The sequence below is a fragment of the Bacillus sp. 7894-2 genome, assembly GCF_002272225.1.
Taxonomy (GTDB): domain Bacteria; phylum Bacillota; class Bacilli; order Bacillales; family Cytobacillaceae; genus Cytobacillus.
This window is the reverse complement of sequence record NZ_NPDG01000137.1, coordinates 1-22043: the sequence shown is the minus strand read 5'-3', so window position 1 is coordinate 22043 and position 22043 is coordinate 1. Positions and strand designations below refer to the sequence as shown.

At 44.9% G+C, this 22043-nt stretch carries 23 protein-coding genes, 1 riboswitch and 1 other annotated feature; of the genes, 5 read left to right on the top strand and 18 right to left on the bottom strand.

Annotation, left to right across the window (positions count from 1 at the left end; all coding sequences use genetic code 11):
* Nucleotides 1–209: 209 nt before the first annotated feature.
* Nucleotides 210–1400: a dicarboxylate/amino acid:cation symporter gene (locus tag CHI10_RS19665; RefSeq protein ID WP_076262992.1), complete on the top strand. Its 1191-nt coding sequence runs from the start codon at nt 210–212 to the stop codon at nt 1398–1400.
* A gap of 98 nt (nt 1401–1498) precedes the next feature.
* Here CHI10_RS19665 and CHI10_RS19660 read toward each other — a convergent pair whose 3' ends face one another.
* The 17 genes from CHI10_RS19660 to CHI10_RS19580 all read right to left on the bottom strand — a co-directional run bounded on the left by CHI10_RS19660 (nt 1499) and on the right by CHI10_RS19580 (nt 15862).
* Nucleotides 1499–1918, bottom strand: coding sequence for a universal stress protein (locus CHI10_RS19660; RefSeq protein ID WP_095245876.1), 420 nt, complete (start codon nt 1916–1918; stop codon nt 1499–1501).
* Between the two features lie 76 nt (nt 1919–1994).
* Nucleotides 1995–3461, bottom strand: coding sequence for a SulP family inorganic anion transporter (locus CHI10_RS19655; RefSeq protein WP_095245875.1), 1467 nt, complete (start codon nt 3459–3461; stop codon nt 1995–1997).
* Nucleotides 3462–3671: 210 nt separating this feature from the next.
* Nucleotides 3672–4055, bottom strand: a complete 384-nt coding sequence (locus tag CHI10_RS19650; RefSeq protein WP_095245874.1) for a VOC family protein — start codon at nt 4053–4055, stop codon at nt 3672–3674.
* Nucleotides 4056–4179: 124 nt separating this feature from the next.
* Nucleotides 4180–4899: an ATP-binding protein gene (locus CHI10_RS19645; RefSeq protein WP_095245873.1), complete on the bottom strand. Its 720-nt coding sequence runs from the start codon at nt 4897–4899 to the stop codon at nt 4180–4182.
* A complete protein-coding gene (locus CHI10_RS19640; RefSeq protein ID WP_095245872.1) occupies nt 4896–5390 on the bottom strand; it encodes an ECF transporter S component in 495 nt (164 codons plus the stop codon). The genes CHI10_RS19645 and CHI10_RS19640 overlap by 4 nt, the downstream gene beginning before the upstream one ends.
* Nucleotides 5390–5974 (bottom strand): cob(I)yrinic acid a,c-diamide adenosyltransferase, encoded by a 585-nt coding sequence (locus CHI10_RS19635; protein WP_095245871.1) that lies wholly within the window; start codon nt 5972–5974, stop codon nt 5390–5392. Before CHI10_RS19635 ends, CHI10_RS19640 begins: the two co-directional genes overlap by 1 nt.
* Before the next feature lie 15 nt (nt 5975–5989).
* Nucleotides 5990–6415, bottom strand: a complete 426-nt coding sequence (locus tag CHI10_RS19630) for a bifunctional adenosylcobinamide kinase/adenosylcobinamide-phosphate guanylyltransferase (protein ID WP_095245870.1) — start codon at nt 6413–6415, stop codon at nt 5990–5992.
* A complete protein-coding gene (locus CHI10_RS19625) occupies nt 6367–6984 on the bottom strand; it encodes a histidine phosphatase family protein (protein ID WP_095245877.1) in 618 nt (205 codons plus the stop codon). The genes CHI10_RS19630 and CHI10_RS19625 overlap by 49 nt, the downstream gene beginning before the upstream one ends.
* Nucleotides 6942–7733, bottom strand: a complete 792-nt coding sequence (gene cobS, locus CHI10_RS19620) for an adenosylcobinamide-GDP ribazoletransferase (protein WP_095245869.1) — start codon at nt 7731–7733, stop codon at nt 6942–6944. Before cobS ends, CHI10_RS19625 begins: the two co-directional genes overlap by 43 nt.
* Entirely contained in the window at nt 7720–8577 is an 858-nt protein-coding gene (locus tag CHI10_RS19615; RefSeq protein WP_095245868.1) for a cobyric acid synthase, read from the bottom strand. Before CHI10_RS19615 ends, cobS begins: the two co-directional genes overlap by 14 nt.
* Nucleotides 8574–9149 carry a bifunctional adenosylcobinamide kinase/adenosylcobinamide-phosphate guanylyltransferase gene (locus tag CHI10_RS19610; RefSeq protein WP_095245867.1) on the bottom strand — a complete coding sequence of 192 codons (576 nt, stop codon included), beginning with the start codon at nt 9147–9149 and terminating at the stop codon, nt 8574–8576. The genes CHI10_RS19615 and CHI10_RS19610 overlap by 4 nt, the downstream gene beginning before the upstream one ends.
* Nucleotides 9131–10201, bottom strand: a complete 1071-nt coding sequence (cobD, locus tag CHI10_RS19605; protein ID WP_095245866.1) for a threonine-phosphate decarboxylase CobD — start codon at nt 10199–10201, stop codon at nt 9131–9133. Before cobD ends, CHI10_RS19610 begins: the two co-directional genes overlap by 19 nt.
* Complete coding sequence (gene cbiB, locus CHI10_RS19600) at nt 10176–11141, bottom strand: adenosylcobinamide-phosphate synthase CbiB (protein ID WP_095245865.1); 966 nt, start codon at nt 11139–11141, stop codon at nt 10176–10178. Before cbiB ends, cobD begins: the two co-directional genes overlap by 26 nt.
* A complete protein-coding gene (locus tag CHI10_RS19595; RefSeq protein WP_095245864.1) occupies nt 11138–12610 on the bottom strand; it encodes an adenosylcobinamide amidohydrolase in 1473 nt (490 codons plus the stop codon). Before CHI10_RS19595 ends, cbiB begins: the two co-directional genes overlap by 4 nt.
* A gap of 49 nt (nt 12611–12659) precedes the next feature.
* On the bottom strand, nt 12660–13712 hold the full coding sequence (locus CHI10_RS19590; RefSeq protein ID WP_095245863.1) for a FecCD family ABC transporter permease: 1053 nt from the start codon (nt 13710–13712) through the stop codon (nt 12660–12662).
* The gene (locus CHI10_RS19585) at nt 13678–14637 is read right to left on the bottom strand and encodes an ABC transporter substrate-binding protein (RefSeq protein ID WP_095245862.1); all 960 of its coding nucleotides are present in this window, start codon (nt 14635–14637) and stop codon (nt 13678–13680) included. The genes CHI10_RS19590 and CHI10_RS19585 overlap by 35 nt, the downstream gene beginning before the upstream one ends.
* Nucleotides 14638–14800: 163 nt before the next feature.
* A riboswitch (cobalamin riboswitch) is annotated at nt 14801–15005 on the bottom strand.
* 80 nt (nt 15006–15085) lie between these two features.
* Complete coding sequence (locus tag CHI10_RS19580) at nt 15086–15862, bottom strand: hypothetical protein (RefSeq protein ID WP_095245861.1); 777 nt, start codon at nt 15860–15862, stop codon at nt 15086–15088.
* Between the two features lie 275 nt (nt 15863–16137).
* Between CHI10_RS19580 and CHI10_RS19575 the strand changes: the two genes are divergently transcribed.
* Both CHI10_RS19575 and argS read left to right on the top strand, forming a co-directional pair.
* Entirely contained in the window at nt 16138–17322 is a 1185-nt protein-coding gene (locus tag CHI10_RS19575) for an FtsW/RodA/SpoVE family cell cycle protein (RefSeq protein WP_095245860.1), read from the top strand.
* Nucleotides 17323–17352: 30 nt separating this feature from the next.
* Nucleotides 17353–17610, top strand: a binding site (T-box leader).
* Nucleotides 17611–17658: 48 nt separating this feature from the next.
* The gene (argS, locus tag CHI10_RS19570) at nt 17659–19344 is read left to right on the top strand and encodes an arginine--tRNA ligase (protein WP_179289089.1); all 1686 of its coding nucleotides are present in this window, start codon (nt 17659–17661) and stop codon (nt 19342–19344) included.
* 12 nt (nt 19345–19356) lie between these two features.
* Here the strand turns inward: argS and CHI10_RS19565 are convergent, their stop codons facing one another.
* On the bottom strand, nt 19357–20238 hold the full coding sequence (locus CHI10_RS19565; protein WP_095245858.1) for a sulfite exporter TauE/SafE family protein: 882 nt from the start codon (nt 20236–20238) through the stop codon (nt 19357–19359).
* Between the two features lie 167 nt (nt 20239–20405).
* Here CHI10_RS19565 and CHI10_RS19560 point away from each other — a divergent pair, with 167 nt between their 5' ends.
* The gene (locus CHI10_RS19560) at nt 20406–20843 is read left to right on the top strand and encodes a Dps family protein (protein WP_095245857.1); all 438 of its coding nucleotides are present in this window, start codon (nt 20406–20408) and stop codon (nt 20841–20843) included.
* Between the two features lie 138 nt (nt 20844–20981).
* Nucleotides 20982–21875, top strand: a complete 894-nt coding sequence (locus CHI10_RS19555; protein WP_095245856.1) for an EamA family transporter — start codon at nt 20982–20984, stop codon at nt 21873–21875.
* Nucleotides 21876–22043 lie beyond the last annotated feature (168 nt).

Here is a 22043-nt window from a genome sequence, read left to right as displayed (position 1 = left end):
CAGCCTAAACATAAATAATTTCCTTTTTCGGAAATAATTATTTCAGGAAAACGTTTACCTTCCTTTTATAGAGCAGAACCCTTAATCCACTCGTAATAATCAGAGTTTTTTTATTATTAAAACAAAAGTTTTATCTATTAACTTTTGCTGCAAAACAGGATATAATCCCCCTAATAAAAACAATTGTATTTTTTAGGAGGACAAAAATAATGAAGTTCGGTTTGCTTCCCAGAATTATTGCTGCTATTGCATTGGGTATTTTAATAGGTTCTTTTTCTCCCCAATGGCTTATTCAGCTATTTGCTACTTTTAATGGACTGTTCGGAAACTTTCTTGGTTTCGCGATTCCGTTAATTATTATCGGATTCATCGCGCCAGGAATCGGCAGCATGGGGAAAGGGGCAGGGAAACTGCTTGGGATTACAACCGGTTTTGCTTATGCTTCCACAGTCACTGCCGGTTTAATTGCCTATTTTTCTGCGACGGTGTTATATCCTATTCTATTAAAAAACCAAAACTTCAAAGAGTTTGAGAATCCTGAGGATGCTTTGCTTTCACCCTTTTTCCAGGTGGACATGCCTCCGGTAATGGGTGTCATGACGGCACTGCTGATTTCATTCACTTTAGGTCTTGGATTGGCCGCAATTAAAGGAAACACCCTGCAAAATGCGATGAATGATTTCCGTGATATTATTGAAAAACTGATTGAAAAGGTCATCATTCCTTTGCTTCCTGTCCATATTTTCGGGATCTTCGCCAATATGACGCAGGGCGGCCAGGTTGGCGCCATTATTTCTGTATTTGCCAAAGTCTTTGTCATGATTATTGCTCTTCATCTTTTATTTTTACTGCTTCAATATTCAGCGGCAGGCAGCCTGATGAAAGCCAATCCGCTAAGACTCATGAAAAATATGATGCCTGCTTACTTTACGGCGCTTGGAACCCAGTCATCCGCATCCACGATTCCTGTTACGCTTAAACAGGTTAAAAAGCTTGGTGCACGCGAAAAAGTGGCGGATTTCTCTGTACCATTACTGGCAACGATTCATCTTTCCGGTAGCACAATCACCATTGTGAGCTGTGCGATCGCCGTAATGATGCTGCAGGGACAAACCACATCATTTGCAGAAATCCTGCCTTTCATATTAATGCTTGGAATTACAATGATCGCGGCTCCAGGTGTTCCTGGAGGAGCTGTTATGGCCGCATTGGGTCTGCTTGAAAGCATGCTCGGATTCAATGAAACCATGCTTGCGCTTATGATTGCTCTATACCTTGCCCAGGACAGTTTTGGAACTGCGTGTAATGTAACTGGTGACGGTGCGCTCACCCTGCTCTCTGATAAGGCAAGCGGCAAAGAGAAGAAGCTTCAGCCCCAATCGGCAGTGAAAGCCGGCTGATTGAAAAAAAGATGTCCCTGTTGGGGCATCTTTTTTTGCAGTTAGGCGCTGTAACAGCTTTACACGACCCAGATAGTGAAAAAGTGTACCTTTTCACTTTACTTAACAATCATAACAGGCGCTTTCACACGTTTGGCTATTTTATGGCTGACACTTCCGAGCACCATTTCCTGAAGTGTATTCAAACCACGGCTGCCAACTACAGCAACATCAAAATCCATTTTGTTGGCAAACTCCACAATGGCTGGTCCAGGCTCTCCCTGCAGTATTTTTATTTCATATGGAATGCCCTTTTCTTTTAATAAATTTTCTATTGGCTCTAAACGCTTTTTTCTCACCTGGTCCACTATACTTTTATCAAAATGATGAAGGATATCTTCTTTTGAGGTCTGACCATCAACAGCATACACCACGGTAATTTCAGAATCAGGATTCTGTTCAGCCAGTTGAATGGCTTTATCGGCTGCACGAATGGAATGATCGGATCCATCTGCAGCAATCAGTATTTTTTTAAACACAGAGCCTCACCCCTAACATATTCTTATAAAAAAAATACCACAGTCAAAGCTGACTGTGGTATTTATTATAATATTATTAATGGCCGGATAATTTCGCACCAGGTTTGCGGTGAACGGCCAAACGCTCAATCAAGTTCGAGCTTGGCGCATTTAACCCTGATAGGCGGACCAGCACACCATTGTCCCGAAGCTTTAATACAATCTTATCGATGGCAGCGACACCTGAGTCATCCCAGACATGCGCCTGCGAAAAGTCGATTTCTACTTCTTTTAATTCCTCATTAAAGTCGAATGCCGCTACAAGTTCCTCTACAGAGGCAAAGAAAACCTGGCCTGTTACAGCGTATATTTTCTTATCTCCTTCAACTCGTGATGCAACATGCACTTTCGAAATTTTAGCGACAAAGAAAATCGCACTTAGGATAATCCCCGCGAAAACTCCTTTTGATAAGTCATGAGTGAAAACAGTTGTAACAGTGGTTGTCACCATAACAATCGAATCAGTGACAGGCGTCTTAGCAAGTCCCTTAATGGATGACCAGTCAAAAGTACCGATCGAAACCATGATCATAACTCCGACTAATGCAGCCATCGGTATTTGAACGACAATATTTCCTAATACTAAAATCAGAAACATAAGGAATGTGCCGGCTACCAAAGCAGACAGTCTGCCTCTGCCGCCGGACTTCACATTAATGACGGACTGTCCAATCATCGCACAGCCTGCCATTCCGCCGAATAAACCGGACACGATATTTGCAATTCCCTGTCCGCGGCTTTCCATGTTCTTATCACTGGCCGTATCGGTCATGTCATCCACAATCGATGCAGTCAGCAGAGATTCAAGCAAGCCCACGATCGCAAGCGCAATAGAGTAAGGGAAAATGATTTTCAGAGTCTCAAGGTTCAATGGAACATCCGGTATAAAGAATGCCGGAAGAGCTGAGGTGATGGTTCCCATATCGCCAACTGTGCGTACATCACTCTTTGTCATGATGGCAATAATCGTAATAACAATTATCGCTACCAGAGGAGATGGCACTGCTTTCGTAAATCTCGGGAAAAGATAAATAATCGCCAGTGCACCGGCAACCATTGCATACATCACCCAAGTAGCATCTACAAATTGCTCCAACTGAGCCATAAAAATTAAAATCGCCAATGCGTTAACAAACCCAATCATCACCGCACGCGGAATGAACTTCATAAAACGGGCCAGCTTAAGCACACCGAATAAAATCTGCAGAACTCCAGTCAAAATAGTCGCAGCAAATAAATACTGCAGCCCGTGATCAGCTACTAAAGTAACCATCAATAAAGCCATCGCACCGGTTGCCGCAGAAATCATACCAGGCCTTCCGCCTACTATAGCAATGGTCACAGCAATACAGAACGAAGCATACAATCCAATCATCGGATCTACACCTGCAATAATGGAGAAAGCAATCGCCTCAGGAATCAGTGCCAATGCCACTACGATTCCAGCAAGGATGTCTCCCTTCACATTGCCAAACCATTGTTCTTTTTTTGTTAAAACTCTCAAATAAACACCTCGTTCTAATAGATTTATAGTAATGACTTTGAACTCTCATCAAAGCCGGGCCGACAAAAACATATAGAATCATAACACATTTACTTATATTTACAAGCCCTCATGTAAGCGCAAATAATACTTAAAATCTAGTTTTTTCTTTTGAAATCTCACGATTACTATGCGTTCAACAAAAAAAATGACCCTGTAACAGAGTCATTTTTAACCGATAGGTGAACAAATCTCAATATAATGCCCATCCGGATCTTCCACATATGCCACTTTCTGTCCCCAGGGCTTTTCAATCGGCTCGAGCAGGACTGGCACCCCTGCGGTCTTGAGCTTACCAACAAGTGCTTCCACTTCTTCCGTCACAAACCCCAGCTCGAATGTCTGCTCCTTCCTCACTCCATCCGGTATCGGCAGCCCGGTGACTTCCCGTCCGCCTTCTCTCGTATTGAAGGAAAGAATGGTGCTGCCTGTATCATACTCGATGTAAGTTCCAAATTCATTCCTAAGTTTCAGGCCCAGCAATTCACCATAAAAATGCTTCGTTCTTTCCAGACTTTCCGCATATAAAATGACATACCCCAGCTTCAATTCCATTACGTTCACCTCTTCAAAGTTTCTTTACATGATATGATTTCAATTTAGGAGGTATTTTCTCCTTTTAGACTCTGAAATCATTTTTAAAAGTTACAGTAATTAGAAAGAAATTGAGCAGCTTTTTTCATATTTTTATATCCAATAAATGAAAATAATGGCCTGCCATCTTCCTGATCTCTTCCGATTTCTTCTCAGGAAATACCGCGATAAAGCAAGTGGATGGACCTCCTGATTTCTGCAGATCCACTCCTGATTCGAAGTCCTCAACCTCAAATTCCCTATTGAAAAACAGCCCGTTCAGCTCGGCCAGAATACCTTTTGATCCTACAGGAAGCGTCTCAGTATCCTCAATGGAATTAATCATTTTAAAAATCTTTAGGGGCGCTGCCTCCGCCTCCCTCTCAATCAGCTCCAGGCCAACCAAAGGGGAACCGATCACCGCTATCCTTGTATCCTCTGTATAGATTAGGTCATCAGCAGGCAGCTCTCCCTTCCTTTTGCCAAGTACAGTTAAGCCTACCGCAGATTGAAGAAGGTTAAAGTTGCTTTCTGTACTTCCGTTGATTTGCAGTTCCGTAAGGCCTAATTCATCAGCCCCCTTTTTAATGCCCTGTATAAGCGGGTCCCAGGCATCATCGCCGCAGAAATTCTGAAGGGCAGCAGCAAATGGCTGAGCACCTGCAGACAAACATTCCATGACAGCGACACGGAAGGAATAGTACGAAACGGTCTCGTAAGGAACACGGACAGCATCCTGCTCTTTCTCGCCGATTGCTCCGCTGTTATCACTGGCTGCCACAATGGTTTCTTCAGCATTAAAAGGGAAGCTTAAGACATCCCTCACTGCTCAGCACCCGCTTTGGCCAAGGCCGGTCCCACAAGCTTGACAAGCCTTGGAATCGCTATGTAAGCAATGACAGCATTAATCACAGAACCTATAAAAAGAGAAGGCACAATCGCCAGGTAAAAGGCCTGCCCCATTAAGAGGATAAATGGAAGCGGAGCTGCAAAGGCATTGCCTAACACAAAAAGAATCCCTGCGAGCCAGTGCCTGCCTCTCTGGTATAATGAGCTGAAAACAAAGACTAGAAATGCCATTTCAACAGCAATCAAGAGATGAAGGGGCCCTAAAGGCAAGCCGCCCAATAATGCTGACAGCAGATGCCCGATGGCAGCAACGGCCGCTCCGCCATAGCCGCCAAGCAGCACGGCTGCGAGTAAGGCAGGAAATGCATCCAGTGCCACGCTTCCGATAACGGCAGGAACTTTAATCGCTGCACCGATTGCTGTCAGTGCAATCAGCATGGCGGCCATGCCCAGTCGCATGCTTTTCATTACTTATCCTCCTTGCGCTTTCCTTCACGGAATACATTCGCACTGCGCACATATTCCACATCCTTTTGGTTCAGACGGAAATTAATCACTCTTGCCAGGGCAAAGAAGTAATCAGACAAGCGATTCAGGAATTTCAGTGCCACTACAGAGGTTTCCGGATCCGCTTTTTTTAGTGAGACCACAAGACGCTCCGCTCTGCGGGTTACTGTCCTGGCAATATGAATAGATGCAGATGCAGGTGCTCCTCCAGGCAGAATAAATCTTTCAAGCTTTGGTGCTTCTTCAATCAAACTATCAATCTTAGTCTCCAAATAATCAACAGAATCCTTCGTCAATTTAAGCTCACGCTTTTTCGTAACATTCGCAAGGTCGCCGCCACAGTCAAAAAGCTCATGCTGAATCTTCTCCAGATCCTCCAGAACATCCTGAAAAATGGCCGGATCCAGCTGTGTCATGGCCTGCCCGACAAAACAGTTGACTTCATCTACCGTTCCATAGGCTTCAACCCTTACATCATCCTTCTCCACTCTGCCTCCGATAATGCTTGTTTTTCCCTCATCACCAGTCCGTGTATAAAGTTTCATCAGCGATTCCCCATTTCATTTTATTTTTTGATTGATGCCATACCAAATCAAATCGACTCTATCTGCAGTAGCAGCGGTATCCTGAAAGGCCCATCCTGCTGCATCCCGCCACTTTCGGTCAAGCGCCTCCATCGGAACAATCCCTTTTGAAATATCAGATCCGATTAAAACGACTTTCCGGCTAACATCTGCTTTTTCCCATTGGAGCCACTTTTCCAGCATCTCCTGCCACTTTTCCCGAATCTCTTCAAACTCCAGTGCTTGCGACCACTCCCGAATCATTAGCTCAATTCCCTCAAAGACAATCAGGTTTCGATCAAGATCGCCGGCCGACTCACAATGATAAGCTGAAATCCATTTATGAGGAGTGTCTGCCAATTGATAAAAATTCTTCACCCATTCGGACTTCCCGTTAAACCTGCCTCCTGTAATGAAGTGCATCGTTCTCCCCTCCTAAACTCTTCCCGTGTCCATCTAAGCTCATAGCCTCTTCCAAACGGAACTTGCCATTCCCAGAATTCTTTTTGCTCCGGTGCATACTTTCCAAGAAGGAATCTTATGACTCCGCCGTGTGTAATAACGGCAGCATCACGAATATCCTTCCGAAGCAATTGATCGGTTAAATTCTGCCACCCTTTATCAACTCTTGCTGTAAATGCTGAAAAGGATTCCCCTCCAGGCAGCACTCCTGTGAAAGGATCTTCCAGCCATTTTTGATAAGCTGGGTTATCATGCAGCTCTTGATAAGTCCTGCCTTCCCACTCACCAAAATGCATTTCTCTCCATTCGGGACATGATTCAATAGAATGATTCGGGAAAAGAATAGCTGCCGTCTTCATACATCTGCCTAAATCACTTGTAAAAATTCTGCTATAGTGTTGAGATGCCGCGGCAAGCTTATTCTTATGTTCCGTACACAGAGGAGAATCTGTCCAGCCCAGATAAGCATGGGACTTATTGGCCTCTGTCAGCCCATGACGAAATAATGCAACAGCCACAGTATCATCCATAAAAGCACCTCCGTCCCTTCCACACTGGCCCCAAGGACATCCCCTGTCATTCCGCCAAACCAGGCAATGACTTTTCTTGATAATAATACGAAAAACAATATTGAAAAAAGAACCATGAAAAGAAATCCAACAATAGCCGGGTAACCAGCCAGCCAGGCAGCTGCCGCGGCGGCCAGAAGGAAGACAGGGTAAATAGACAGGGTGGTTCTAGCAGCAGCCTGTTGAAATAATGAGCCCAGCCCCTCTTTTTTGGCCCCCTTAACTTTTATCAGCAATGTCCCCATTACCATCTTGCTTAAAAATGGAATCATGGCTATTAAAAAATAGGAAGTTGGATTTGATAAAAGCACAATTTCATAGATAAATAGAAATCGGGCACCCAGCAGGACAATAACAGACAGCACCCCGAACGCTCCCACCCGGGGATCACTCATGATGTCAAGCCGCCTCTCCTGATCGCGATAGGAGAAGAACGCATCGCTCGCATCCATCCACCCATCGAGATGAATCCCGCCGGTCAGCAAAATGCCGGCCAGCCAGACCGCAAAGGCTGCTGCCAATGGTGAAAAGGGAGTCCATTCAAGAAAAGCATAGAGAATGAATGCATATATGCACCCCTGAATGAGGCCGGCTATAGGAAAGGTTCTGATTGCCTTCTCCAGATGAGGCTTATCCATGGGCAGGGAGATCGGAATGGGAATGCTTGTGAAAAATTGAAGATTGATCAATAATCCTTTAAGCCATTTCATTCTGTTTTCTCCAGCTAACGACAATTTCCTTTAATTTTTCCCAATCAAGATGCTTTAGCATCGCTTCAGACAGCTCATCATATTTGCTGTCATCCACTGTTTCCGGATGAGCGGCTGCAGGTCCATCTGAAAGAGAATCTTCAACAGGAATGCCATGCTGGCCTATGTAAGGGAGTACAGCCAGTACCGGAAGCCCGGTTTTTTCTTCTATCCACAGTTTCCCGTCCTCAAAAAGCTCCGGATTCCCATGAAATTTATTAATAATGATGCCTTTTACCCGGGCTCGCTCCTGAGGGCTTAACAGCTCCAGCGTTCCGATTATACTTGCGAAAATTCCGCCTCTTTCAATGTCCGCTGCCAAAATCACGGGAACATCCGCCATTTCCGCAGCCTTCATATTAGCAAGCTCTTTTTCCTTTAAATTGATCTCGACCGGGCTCCCTGCTCCTTCCAGTACCAGAATCTCATACTTCTCCTGCAATTTTTGAAGTGACAGCGTGATTGCTTCAAGGCCCTTTTTATAATAATCATTCTGATAAGAGCTTCCTGAAACAACTTCTGCATGGTTCCCAAGCATGATAACCTCGGATTGCCCGCCGGCCATAGGCTTAAGCAAAATCGGATTCATCCATTCATTCGCTGCAGTCTTTGCGGCCTCTGCCTGCAGTCCCTGCGCTCTGCCGATTTCCTTTCCTATTTTGGTTTGATACGTATAGTTGCACATATTCTGAGATTTAAATGGAGCTACGCGATATCCTTCATTTGCAAATGCCCTGCAAAGAGCGGTAGCAATCAGGCTTTTCCCGACATCGGATGAAGTCCCCTGAATCATGATCCCTTTCATGCCGGCTCTCCTTTCATTTGAATGGGAATGCCTGCTTCAACAAGATAGGCTTCATCAGCCATCTTTACGATTTCCCTGTGGAGCATCCCCAATAGTTTCGCATATGTAAATACCAATTCGTTTTCGCCAATTGGCTCATTCAGGACTTCGTTGCTGACTATGATCAAGGTTTTGCTTTTTTGCCGGATTTCATTGATAGCCCTGAGGATATCTGATGATAGTTTTTCCTGGAATTCTCTGGTCCGCCAACTATCCTCCGCTTTAAAAAGCTCATTATTCAAGAGAGTGGTCAAGCAATCGAAAAGAATTATATCCTGATGGGTAAAGTTTCCCGAGATCTCTTCAAGTGCAGAAGGCTTCTCCCAGGTTGTCCAGCCCAAGCCGCTCTTACCCCGGTCATCCTGGTGCCTCTGAATCCGCTCTTTCATCTCGGAATCGTATGCTTTTCCGGCAGCAATGTAATGAAGCTTTCCGTCTGTTTTTTCTGCGAGCCTGGCAGAAAGCTTCTCCGCAAATGAGCTTTTTCCGCTCCGCACGCCCCCCGTGATAAAAATCAGCGCACCTTCCGCCATTCCTCCATCGCCTCCATCAGCACATCATTGTCTTTCGGCCCCTTAATCGCAAAGCGCAGCCATCTTCCTTCCAGGCCGGGGAAATTCATCGTGTGCCTCGGGATCATGCCCTTTTCCAGTAGAAATTGAAATAAAGGCAGCTGATCATCCAGGCGTGGATCCCTTAATAAATAAAAGTTTACGGCAGAAGGAGAAACAGAAAAATTTAATCTCTGATAAAACGAAACCAGCCTCTCTCTCTCCTGCCGAATCAAATTTTTTGTCAGCCTGACATGCTCCTTGCTGTCCAGACACCACTCTCCTGCTTTTAAAGCAAGGGCATTCACGCTCCAGTGCGGTTTCAGGGCAGCAGCTCTTTCAATCAATCTCTCACCTGCCATCATGTATCCAAGGCGCAGGCCGGGTATCGAAAACATCTTCGTCATGGAGCGCAGCACCACAACATTTGAATCCTTTTCTATGACAATAGATTGATAGTCGCAGGCAAAGTCATAAAAAGCTTCATCCATAATAAGCAGGCAGCTGTGAATCTGACACTTCTCTAACAGCTTCTCCACCAAAGCTTTGGGGTAGTGGACGCCCGTCGGATTATTTGGGTTGCAGAAGAACACGGCATCAGCGTCTTTGAGACTTCCGGATAGCGCTTCCATATCCAAATTCCAATCTTCAGCCTCCAGCTGATAATAGGAGACTCTGCAATTATTAACCCGGCAGGCCTCTTCATATTCCGAAAAGGCCGGCTGAATAATCAGCGCACTTTTCCCGGCTATCATCCGGCCAATCAGTGTGATCAGCTCGGCGCCTCCATTTCCGACCAGAATTTGTGTTTCTTTTATTCCCTCTGCAGCCGCCAATTTACTTTTTAAAAGGGCAGCATGGGGATCCGGATAGTCGCTAATGTATGGGAATAAGCTTCCCCACCTGTCTTTTAATTCACTGGGAGGGCCCAGGGGATTGATATTGGCACTGAAATCAATCCGCTCCTCAGGCATTTGCTTATCCATCGCTTCATATAAATATTGCGGATTAGATCCGTGTGAAGGCAAGATCAAGAAACATCCCTCCTGTCCATAATAGAAGCAAAAATAGGAAAACTGCTTTGTTCATAATCGAGATACTTTTTATGATATGTTCTTTTTCAAGCATAACCATTGGCTTGCCCATTGTCGCACGGTTAGAGATGACATCCTTATAAAAATTGATCCCGCCCAGCTGTACGCCCAGAAGAGCTGCAACAGCAGCTTCCCCCCAGCCGCTATTCGGGCTCGGATGCTTCGGTGCATCACTTAAAAGGATTCCCCATGCCTCCTCATATGGAGCATGCTCCGGCTTTTGTGTGAGCATGATGCAAACCGATGTCAGCCGGCTTGGAATCCAGTTTACGATATCATCCGCTTTGGCAGAAGCCCATCCAAAATCCATATATCGTTCATTCATGTGGCCAACCATCGAATCACATGTATTAATGACCCGGTAGATGAGAGCCAGCGGTGCACCGCCGATCATAGCCCAAAATAATGGAGCAGTTATGCCATCACTGGTGTTTTCCGCCACTGTCTCCACAGCAGCCCGGACAATGCCTGGTTCATCCAGCCGATCTGTATCCCTGCCGACAATGTATGAAAGCTTTACTCTTGCTGTTTCCATATCACCTTTTGCCAGAGGCTCATATACCTCCAGCGCTGCCTCTTTTAAACTCTTTTGAGCAATGGCTGTGAAGATAAGAATTCCTTCTGCCAGGATGCCTGCGATCGGATGAATTTCATAAAAGAGCCAGGTAAGGAAAAAGGTGATGCCACCTGCTGCCAGCAGCACGATCACTAGCATGAGGATCCCTTTTAATTTTCTAAAGCGGCCTTTATTCAGAGCTTGTTCAAGTTTATGTATCAGGGCACCCATCCACCTGACCGGATGCGGCCAGTTTGGCGGGTCCCCTATCAGCTTATCCAGTATCCAGGCAAAGGTTAGCGCGATCAGGTGATATAACATCATCTTTTTACCCTGCTTTGCGATTTTTTTATCGCCTCAACAGTACATTCGTACACACCTTTGCCAATCACTTTGCCCAGCGGTGTAATAGTACCTGCATACTCCAGGCTTTCTCCCTGCTGTGTGGCGGCAATCAAAATACTGTCAGTTGATGTTCCGGTCGCTATCGACCCTGTGACAATATCTTTAACGTTCTGGTCAAATAAAGCCCTGGTCTTGGCCTCGGTTGCAGTCATAATGGATTGAATAAAGGCTTCCTCTGTCAGATGGCCATTAACGAAAATCCATGTATTGATTGTACCCGGAGTCAGATGATAAGAATGCTCTTCACTTCTCGAAGCATCAACCGCATTGCCGACACCGGCTGTTACGACCACAAACACAGAGAATGTATCTTCTTCATAAAATTTGCTGCTGAAATCTTCAATATATACGGCTGTCATCATCCCCACAGTTTCTCCGGGTTCAAAGCCGATTTCCCGGACAAATTCCGCCATCTCTGCACGATGATCGCTGCAGTCATAATTCTTGCTCACATGCCGGTTAAGAAAAATCCGATTCCAGCCAGTCCCCGATCCGGTTACACCTGAAGACATGGTTTTAAGCGGAAATGGCGAGCGAAGGACCAGCAAATCCTCCCGTACCTCCAGGCTGGCTGGATCGATGCGCTTCTCTAATTGGCTTTCTGCCTGTGAGCGCTCAGGCACCAGCACCATCTGAGGGGCCGCCACTCTTGGATGCGGCAGCTTCTCGATCTTCGTCCTGTAAACCTCCCGTATCCGCCCTTCTTTTAAAACTTCATTAGGAACATGGTTAATATTGACTTCGCCATTCTCCAGCAGCAGCAGGCGGTCACAGTACAGGCCGGCCAGATTCAAATCATGGAAGATGGAAATAACCGTCAGCCCGCAGTCCTTTGACCATACAGAAAGGAGATCAAGCAGTTCTTTCTGATAAGACAAGTCAAGATGGTTCGTCGGCTCATCCAGCAATAATATCTCCGGCTCCTGGGCAAGGGCCTGTGCTAAAAACACCCTCTGTCTTTCCCCGCCGGATAATTGCTGAATATCAGCATCCTGAAATCGGGAGATGCCCGTCTGCTCCATAACCCTGTTAACCGCTTCTTCATCCTTGCCGGTCCAGCTCTGGAACCAGCCCTTTTGATGAGCATAGCGGCCAAGGGAAACCGTTTCCTTTACAGTATAAGAAAAGGCCTGTGAGGAATGCTGGGGCAGAACAGCCATGATTTTCGCCAGTTCTTTCGGTGTATATTCTGATAGGTTCTTACCTTTGATCACAATATCACCAGCTGTATGGGGCAGAATGCCGCTCAGCATCTTCAGAATTGTCGTCTTGCCGCTTCCATTCGGCCCCAATATCCCGAAAAGCTCTCCTTTTTCCACTTCAAAGCTGATATTTTTTACAACCGGCGCACCGGCATACCCGCCTGTGATTTGTTGGGCTCTTAGCATGAGTTATCACTTCTTTCTTGATTCGAAAAGCACAAGCGCCTTTATGCGCTTAAAGTTTATTCCTTCTTCTCATTAAAATAGCCCCAAAAACAGGTGCACCGATTAAGGCTGTAATCACACCGATCGGAAGCTCGGCAGGAGCAATGATCGTCCGTGAAACCAGATCGGCAATAATAAGGAAACCTGCTCCCACCAGAATGGATAGCGGCAGCAAATGCCTATGATCCGGCCCCCATAACATCCTGGTCAGATGAGGAATCACAAGTCCGACAAATCCTACCGTTCCAGACACAGCAACAGCCGCACCCGTTAAGATAGAGCCTGCTATCAGGACCATCATCTTTCTCTTCTGAACGTCCACCCCGATATGCCGGGCCTTTTCCTCTCCGAAGCTCATGGCATTAAGCTCTTTGCTGTTCACTAACAGAAGAACCGCGCCTATCACAAAGAACGGAAGGATAATGTTAATATACGCCCAGCCTCTCATCGACACACTTCCAAGAAGCCAGCCGATGATCTGTCTCAGCTCCTCACCAGTCAGAGCAATCATCAGAGAGATGAGGGCTCCAAGAAAAGAACTGAAGATAATGCCTGTCAAAATAATCGTTTCCACTTTCATGGATCTTTCAATATTTCTCGCAAAAAGCAAAACCGCAAAAATAGTTAAAAAGGCAAATAAGATGCTGAATAAAGGCAGCGTAAACATTCCTGCAAACGGAATGGATAAGCCAAAGAACAAGGTTAAAACTGCACCAAGCGAAGCTCCGGAAGATACCCCGATTGTAAAGGGATCTGCCAGCGGATTTCTTAATAAGCCTTGAAAGGCTGCTCCTGCAATGGCAAGAGACGCCCCGACCAAACCTGCCAGCAATACGCGCGGAAGCCTGATATTCATAATAATATTTGCATGCATGCTATCTGTGTTTTCCAATGAAACAAAGGAAAATATCTCAGCGCTGATTACTCTGATGATCGTCATGGGATGAATGGACACGGTTCCGATTGAGATCCCCATCAGCACGGCACAAAGCAGGAAAGCTGCTGCTGTTACATAAGCCAGTAATTTATTATTTAAATACGTCCGGATATACTGCTTTTGCAAGTTCCTCGACTCCTTCAATAATACGAGGGCCAGAGCGGGTTACCATATCGGAATCAACATCGATAATCTGCTTATTTTTCACTGCGGTTATATCCTGCCAGCCATCGCGGCTTAAGACATTGCCGACAGCATCTTCAGTGTAATAGCCATGAGTTGTGATGATCACATCCGGATTCCGTTCGATAATCGCTTCCGGATCCATCTTCGGCCATCCTTCTTCCGTAATGATATTTTCTGTGTTGATGGCACTCAGCATTTCGTCCATAAACGTCTCAGTCCCTGCTGCATAGATTTCCGGAGCAGGTGAAACTTCAACCATTACCGATTTGCGGTCCTCTTCTTTTATCCCATTAGCTTTTGTTTTGATTTCCTCAAGCTGGCTCTTCATGTCTGAAACAAGAGTTTCTGCTTTTTCCTTCTCTCCCGCTGCGGTCCCAATCATTTCAATGGATTCAAATACCTGATCAAAGCTCTTCGCGTCATTGACAACAAGGACGGTTACACCTGCATCCCTTAATTGCTGAAGACCTGCTTCCGAATATTGTGCACTTGAAGCGTGGGCAAGGACAAGGTCTGGATTTAAGGAGATCACTTTCTCTACATTAAATTCCAATCCTCCGATTTTTTCCTTTTCTGCGGCTTCTGGCGGGTAGTTATCAAAATCCGAGACCCCGACCACTTCTTCTCCAAGCCCTAATTCGAATGCTATTTCAGTGTTGCTTGGAATCACGGAAACGATTCTTTCGGGCTTGGCTTCAATGACCACTTCATTATCCAGCGCGTCATTTATCGTTACAGGAAATGCAACACTCTGCCCTTCCTCAACCTTTTTCTCTTCTTTTGGCTGTTCAGTACTATCGCCGCAGCCTGCAAGCACTCCTGCAGCAAGCAGGATAGTTAATAAAAATACATAAAACTTTTTCATTCTCAGCAATCCTCCTATAACTTTCGACAAAATTCGGGTGGTGCCTGTCACCAAAAATAAAAAAAACATCCCCTCGAATGGCAAGGAGATGTTGGTATGGTCATTTACAAAAAATTGCAGAATAGATGGCCGGACCAAACACCTCCCTATCCTCGTAGGTTTATGGGTGCTTAAGAATCAGGCAGGTCTCCTGGCTCATGGTCAATGCGTTCTGCTCCTTCCCATACTTGTGTGTACAGTGGATTTGCAGACAGCTACCATTTACAGTGGCGGGACCGCGCTGGAATTTCACCAGCTTCCCTATTAAGTCTTCAAAAGAGCTTGCTTTAAAGCCCTTTTGAGAAGACACCTGTTCTATTGCGGATATAAAATTTTCTATTTCTGATTATACACCATCCCGCAGAAAAGTAATAGAAAATTGCGGAATGTTGTAAAAAAGTTCAGAATTCTAACGAGAGTATATTTTCCATTCTTTTGTCTTCTTATCGAACACAATCTTTGCCTCACATGGCTCTTTTACTATGGCTTCGTACTCATCATACATATCATCCATATTAGCAAAATCACCAATAATCCAAATTGGAATCTCGATCCTGACCCGATTCTGTTCGATATCCTTAATGGAAAGGACCGCTCCTTCTTTCATGAGGGGCTTTAATGAAAGCAGGACATCTCTGGTAATAGGAGGATACGTCTTTTTCTTCTTAATGCCAAGGAGCGTTTTTTCTACCTTCATCTGTCCCATTTTCCCGGGGATCACTTCCCCAAGCATACGGTAAAAATCGTTCAGATCGCGATAATAAGTGCGGTTAAACCAGCCATCGTCATGGGCAAGGTACACATACCGGTTGCTCAGATAATTGTAAAATGGCAGCTTAAGATGCTCTTTAATATGGCCGAGATAAAGAAGCTCCGCAATTGTCTGGCCCGGAAGCTCATTCACCGCTTCCTCTTCCTCGAAGTCAATCCAGCAAAAATCGCCATAGCCGTATACATCATCCTCAACCAGCCTGCCCAGCTTGTCCCTTGACACATAATCGAACATCGTGTGGCTATTAAAGTCCCCATGTTCATAACGGTGCTTTAACAGCAGTAAATTATTAATAGAATCTGAAAGAGTCTGGGCAAACTCTGCAAACTCAATTCCATATGTCATTACATACTGATCCTGTTCATTAAGATGGATGTAGATGAGATCACGAATAGTTTGATTCCTTCTTTTCAATGACGAAACCTCCGAACCGTAGCCAAATTGATAAAAAGACAGCTTCTTATGAAACTGCCTGCCAAACTTCCAGTATTTTATCCTCTTATTGTAGCAAAAATATCTGAAAATATCTTTGCAGATGAGAAAAAATTTTTAATCCGTTTTTTTGAAAATACAGGAAACCATCATGGTAATTTATTCGTCTAACTAATGAAATCCCTTTCTCGATTGTAAGGTTAATTTTTCTTTGGTAGGATAAAAATGTAAAAAGGTAAAGAAACCAGGTGTATATAATGAACCAGAATAATAGATTCTCAGACCGATTTGATTGGACGTTATGCTTTCTCCTGCTGCTGTTTTTTCTCATCAGCTGCATTGCGATATACAGCGGACAATCTTCCAATCAATATGAAGGGAATTTTGTTATATCACAAATTAAAAATTATATTGTTGGTGCTGTCATTGTAGGGATTGTCATGTATTTTGACAGCGAGCAAATCCGGAGACTCACATGGCTGCTGTACGGTTTAGGCATCCTATTGCTTGTCGGGCTATTCATTGCACCGGAAAGTATTGCACCAGAACGCAAAGGGGCTACATTGTGGTATATCATTCCCGGACTCGGTTCAGTGCAGCCTTCAGAATTCGTAAAGGTGTTCCTTATTATCGCTCTCAGCAAAATCATCGCTGACCACCATCTTAAGTTTCAGGCTAAGACAGCCGGCACGGACTTTTTTCTCCTAATCAAACTAGGAGCAGTCACATTGCCTCCATTAGGATTGATTATTATCGAAGACCTGGGTACCGCCCTTGTCATCATCGCGATATTAGCAGGAATCATCCTGGTATCCGGAATCACCTGGAAAATCCTTGTTCCGATTTATGGAATCCTCGGTGCTTTAGCAGGAACCGTTCTATACCTGGTGATCATAGCACCGGAGATTTTAGAGAAATACCTTGGGATTGACCCCTATCAGTTCAGCAGGATTTATTCCTGGCTTGACCCGGTCAATCACAAGCAGGGGGCCGGAATGCAGCTGTATAATTCCATGCTCGCTATCGGCTCGGGTTTGATTTCCGGTAAAGGCTTTACCGACAGGCAGGTATATGTGCCTGATGCCCACACTGATTTTATCTTCAGCGTCATTGGCGAGGAATATGGCTTCTTCGGCGCCAGTGTAGTAATCAGCCTTTTCTTTCTGCTTATCTATCACTTAACGAAAACAGGCCTTGAGACGACTGACCCTTTTAATACCTATATTTGCGTCGGGGTCATCAGCATGATCACCTTCCATGTATTCCAAAATATCGGAATGACTATTCAGGTCCTGCCAATCACCGGCATTCCGCTTCCGTTTATAAGCTACGGCGGAAGCTCACTTATGGGAAACATGATGGCCATGGGACTGATATTCAGCATTCGCTACCATCACAAAAACTATATGTTTTCAACTGATTCAAATTATGTTGCAAAATAATTCCAACCGCGTATAATAACAGTAATATATTTAGTGTCTATGATGAAGAGAGTAGCAAAGGGTTCTTTCCTAAAAGCGAGACAGGGCCGGTGCAAGCCTGTCGGAAATCCTTTTTGTGAAGCGCACTTCGGAGATGCACAGCTGAAAGTAAAATAGGCTGTGCCGGGTAAGGAGTCCCGTTATCAAACCCCTTAAGGAATGTGTTCAAATAAATTGAAACGTCCTTTCGCAAGAGGTCCTTTGGACAATCAGAGTGGTACCGCGGGAAGATTTCAGCTCGTCTCTATTTTATATAGAGGCGGGCTTTTTTATTTTCAGGGAGGTGTGTTTAAAATGATTAATTTCAAAGCGATATTCGCAGATCAGCTGGCATCTGTGCTGAATGGGCAGCTTTCTGAGGAAGCCATTTCAGACTTAATCGAAACGCCAAAGAATCCGGCACATGGCGATCTTGCTTTTCCCTGTTTTACACTGGCAAAAGCATTCAGGAAATCACCTGCCTCCATTGCTGAAGAGGCTGCTTTCCAGATAAAAGGACCGTACATTGAAAGAGCGGAAGCTGCCGGGCCCTACATTAATATCTTTTTTTCCAAAGATGCTGCAAGTGCAGTCATACTGGAAAAAATCCTGAAGGATGGAAAAGAATTTGGACTGCTGAAGGATGGTGCAGGCAAAACAGCCGTGCTTGATTTCTCTTCACCCAACATCGCCAAGCCCTTTTCCATGGGTCATCTGCGGTCAACCGTCATTGGAAATGCCCTCGGAAACCTGGCCGGAAAATGCGGTTATACCGCTGTCAGAATCAACCACTTAGGCGATTGGGGCACACAATTCGGCAAGCTGATCACCGCTTATAAAAAGTGGGGCAATCCGGATAAGGTGAAGGAGCATCCGATCAGGGAGCTGCTCAGCCTTTATATACGGTTCCATGAAGAAGCAGAGCCTGATCCATCCCTTGAAGATGAGGCACGTTCCTGGTTCAAAGAGCTTGAAAACGGTAATAAAGAAGCACAGGACCTCTGGAATTGGTTTAGAGATGAATCATTGAAGGAATTCCAGCGGGTTTATGACAGGCTTGGCATTCATTTCGATTCATACAATGGCGAAGCTTTTTATAACGATAAAATGAAACCCGTCATAGAGGAGCTGATGGCAAAAGATCTGCTGGCTGAATCAGATGGTGCGGAGGTCGTTGAGCTTCCTGATGAAGACCTGCCTCCCTGCCTGATCAAAAAATCCGACGGAGCGACTCTTTATGCAACACGGGATCTGGCTGCAGCTTTTTACAGAAGAGAAAATTATCAATTTGATCACTCCCTATATATTGTCGGCCAGGAACAAAGCATCCATTTCAGGCAGGTCAAAAGCGTGATCAAAAAGATGGGCTATGAGTGGGCAGACAGTATGACACATGTCCCGTTCGGTCTCTACTTAAAAGACGGAAAAAAGATGTCTACCAGAAAAGGAAGAGTCATCCTTCTGGAGGAGGTCCTGGATGAAGCAGTTCTTCTTGCAAAAGGCAATATCGAGGCTAAAAATCCCGGTCTGGAAAATAAAAATGAAGTCGCTGATGCAGTTGGCATCGGAGCCATTTTGTTCCATGATCTGAAAAATGACCGCATGAACAATATTGAATTTTCCCTTGAAGATATGCTGACATTTGAAGGAGAAACAGGTCCCTATCTGCAATATACCAATGCCCGGGCCTATTCCCTGCTCCGCAAGGCAGATGATATACCATCTGCTGCAAATGGGCTATCCGATTCTTACAGCTGGGAAATTATTAAGCTGCTCTATCAATATCCTGAGAAAATCAGACAATCTTATCGGCAACTTTCCCCTTCCGTTCTCGCTAAATATCTGATGGATGTGGCCCAGGCCTTCAATAAATATTACGGGCAGGTAAGAATCCTGGAGAAGGATGCCGGCATCCAGGCAAGACTTGCCCTCGTCAAAGCAGTCGCCATTGTTCTTACAGATGGCATGCAGACACTCGGCATGAAGGTACTGCGCCAAATGTAAAAGGAGAAGCCGTTATGGCCTCTCCCTTTTTGCCTTTGTCCGGGCTTTTGCTTTCTGCATTTTCACAAGACTTCTTACCAGAAATCCGCCGACAAAAATGGCCATCAGCACTAAACCGGTATAATTCAAATGCATTAATTTCAGTATCACACTTGCGACTGTCGCCATATATAAGGCTCCGAGCATATACGTGATCTCTTCGTTCTCAAAATAAGAGGTAAGTTTCGCACCAAACTGTGAGCCAATGAGGCCTCCTCCTACGAGTGAAAGGCCAATCCAATAATCAATGCTGACAGTGGAAACGTAGGACAGGAAGCCTGCGGATACGATTAACATGACAGCAAACAAGCTGGTCCCTACCGCATTTTTCGGCATCATCCCTAAATAGGCGACCGATAAAGGCACCATAATAAAACCGCCGCCAACCCCTAATGTAGTAGAAACAAATCCTGCAAAAAATCCAATCAGCACCATCTTCACAATGGAAGGCGAATGGTCAGAAGAGTGAACAGCATGGGCTGACTTTTCTCTTCTTTTCAGCATGCTCAAAGCAAAATAAGACAGCAATATGATATAAAAAGCAGGCACGGCCCACGTGTCCCAGCCTTTATTCTCAAGAAAAAGAACAAATGGATGGGCGGCCTGAGTAGCTGCCATTCCGCTTAATCCAAGTATCAGCCCCTGCTTAAGCCTTATATTTTTCAGCCTGATATGAGCGGAGATGCCTGAAAGGGACGTTCCAATCGAAAACAGCAAACTTGTGGTGATCGCTTCCACTGGAGAAAAACCAAAAAGCATAAGCGTTGGAGTAAGAATGAATCCCCCGCCTACCCCAAAAAAACCGGAGAGCACACTAATAAGTGCCCCGAGAGTAATAAAGAAAACATATTCCATTTATATTCCTCACTAACTATCACTGCTATTAATAGGTACTATATCACTTTACCATAATTGACAACGGTTATACTGTTGTTCCCTTATTTATAATAATTATAAATAAGTATTGATTATAAATTAATATTTGTTATAATTAGTATATAAATAACTTAGGGGGAATTACGATGGAAAAATTACATGAGGCATTAAACGTACAAATTGCTGACTGGAGTGTCCTTTATACGAAATTGCATCGCTACCACTGGTTTGTAAAAGGCCCTCTTTTCTTTACCCTTCATGAAAAGTTCGAAGAATTATATAGTGAAGCGGCGGAAGTTGTGGATGAGGCAGCGGAACGCCTGCTTGCAATCGGCGGCACACCGGCAGCAAGCTTGACGGAATTCCTAAGCATTACGACTCTTGAAGAATCTAATGGGGAACACAAAGCAGAAGACATGGTTGCTGCTCTTGCTTCCGATTATAAGCATATAAAAGAGCAATTACATTCTTTAGCCCAGCTTGCCGAGGAGCAGGAAGATCACGTGACAAACGACTTTGCCATCGGGCTAATGGAAAAATTGGATACGCATATTTGGATGCTGCAAGCCTACTTAGGAGAATAATCTATCTTTGCAAGAGAGTCAGTGAGAATGGTCACTGGCTCTTATTTTTGTACTAAAAAAAACTTTGCCATTTATGCTCTCTGAGGTGTTATGATTGACCTGATTGCTTCATTTTATTTTCGGAAAGGAGTATCCATAATGGCAAACTTAAAGTATTCATTCTTTATTTTTCTGGGCGCATGCAGTTATGGCATTCTGGCATCCATTGTTAAGCTCGGACTCCAGGCCGGCCACTCTGTTCCCGAACTGACCGGAAGCCAGTATTTAATTGGGCTCCTTTTATTATTGCTTTCTTTCCCATTTATCAAAAGAACGAAAATCACCATTAAACAAGCGGCAGCTTTGTTATTGACCGGCGCCTCCTTAAGCTTAACGGGCATTCTGTATGGAATGAGCCTTGACCGGAACCCGGCCTCCATCGCTGTTGTCCTTTTATTTCAGTTCACCTGGATTGGAATTCTTTTTGAAGCACTGTATGAAAGAAAGATGCCCAGCAAAGCCAAAATCATTTCTTCGATTCTGCTCATAATAGGAACAGTATTTGCAAGCAACCTGATTAATTCCGGCTCACATACTATTCAAGCGGATGGCCTGATTTATGGCTTATTATCTGCGGTTACTTTTGCCGTGTTCATTTTTGCAAGCGGCAAGGCAGGCAAAGGAATTCCAACCATCCAGAGGAGCATCTTCATCACATTTGGCGGACTTCTTCTGGTTGCAGCTGTTTCAGGTCCCGTCTTAATAGGCGGCGGCATTCAGCTTGGGGGCCTATGGAAATTCGGTCTCTTGATGGCATTGTTCGGCGCTATTTTCCCTATTGTATTCTTTGCCATCGGGTCACCCCACTTAGATTCAGGGCTTGCCACGATTGTAGGCTCTGCCGAACTTCCGGCCGCTGTTGCTGCCGCTATGCTGATTTTAGGGGAAAGGATATCAGAAGCACAGACTTTCGGGATTGTGCTGATCCTGATCGGAATCAGCATACCTCAGTTTTCATTTAAAAAAGCGGCAAAGAATCGTTTGAGCACGTAGGATTTTTTATGACGGGATTCGCTTGGCGCCTGCTGTGCCGCGATCAGCTTGATGATAGAGGCTTTGGAAGTCATTCCAGAGCCTTTTTTCTTTGAAGGCTGGTGTTTTGCGGGGCTTTTTTGCTGGTGTAGCTGGGTTCTGACTCTGGCTTGGTCTTTTCTCCCTTTT

Coding starts and splice junctions, on each gene's coding strand:
- CHI10_RS19610 (WP_095245867.1), bottom strand. CDS start 9,149: ATGGCGGAAGGTGCGCTGATTTTTATCACGGGGGGCGTGCGGAGCGGA.
- CHI10_RS19575 (WP_095245860.1), top strand. CDS start 16,138: ATGAACCAGAATAATAGATTCTCAGACCGATTTGATTGGACGTTATGC.
- CHI10_RS19635 (WP_095245871.1), bottom strand. CDS start 5,974: ATGAAACTTTATACACGGACTGGTGATGAGGGAAAAACAAGCATTATC.
- CHI10_RS19595 (WP_095245864.1), bottom strand. CDS start 12,610: ATGCTAAGAGCCCAACAAATCACAGGCGGGTATGCCGGTGCGCCGGTT.
- CHI10_RS19560 (WP_095245857.1), top strand. CDS start 20,406: ATGGAAAAATTACATGAGGCATTAAACGTACAAATTGCTGACTGGAGT.
- CHI10_RS19555 (WP_095245856.1), top strand. CDS start 20,982: ATGGCAAACTTAAAGTATTCATTCTTTATTTTTCTGGGCGCATGCAGT.
- CHI10_RS19630 (WP_095245870.1), bottom strand. CDS start 6,415: ATGCACTTCATTACAGGAGGCAGGTTTAACGGGAAGTCCGAATGGGTG.
- CHI10_RS19640 (WP_095245872.1), bottom strand. CDS start 5,390: ATGAAAAGCATGCGACTGGGCATGGCCGCCATGCTGATTGCACTGACA.
- CHI10_RS19665 (WP_076262992.1), top strand. CDS start 210: ATGAAGTTCGGTTTGCTTCCCAGAATTATTGCTGCTATTGCATTGGGT.
- CHI10_RS19585 (WP_095245862.1), bottom strand. CDS start 14,637: ATGAAAAAGTTTTATGTATTTTTATTAACTATCCTGCTTGCTGCAGGA.
- CHI10_RS19565 (WP_095245858.1), bottom strand. CDS start 20,238: ATGGAATATGTTTTCTTTATTACTCTCGGGGCACTTATTAGTGTGCTC.
- cbiB (WP_095245865.1), bottom strand. CDS start 11,141: ATGATGTTATATCACCTGATCGCGCTAACCTTTGCCTGGATACTGGAT.
- CHI10_RS19625 (WP_095245877.1), bottom strand. CDS start 6,984: ATGGATGATACTGTGGCTGTTGCATTATTTCGTCATGGGCTGACAGAG.
- cobS (WP_095245869.1), bottom strand. CDS start 7,733: ATGAAATGGCTTAAAGGATTATTGATCAATCTTCAATTTTTCACAAGC.
- CHI10_RS19650 (WP_095245874.1), bottom strand. CDS start 4,055: ATGGAATTGAAGCTGGGGTATGTCATTTTATATGCGGAAAGTCTGGAA.
- CHI10_RS19615 (WP_095245868.1), bottom strand. CDS start 8,577: ATGAAAGGGATCATGATTCAGGGGACTTCATCCGATGTCGGGAAAAGC.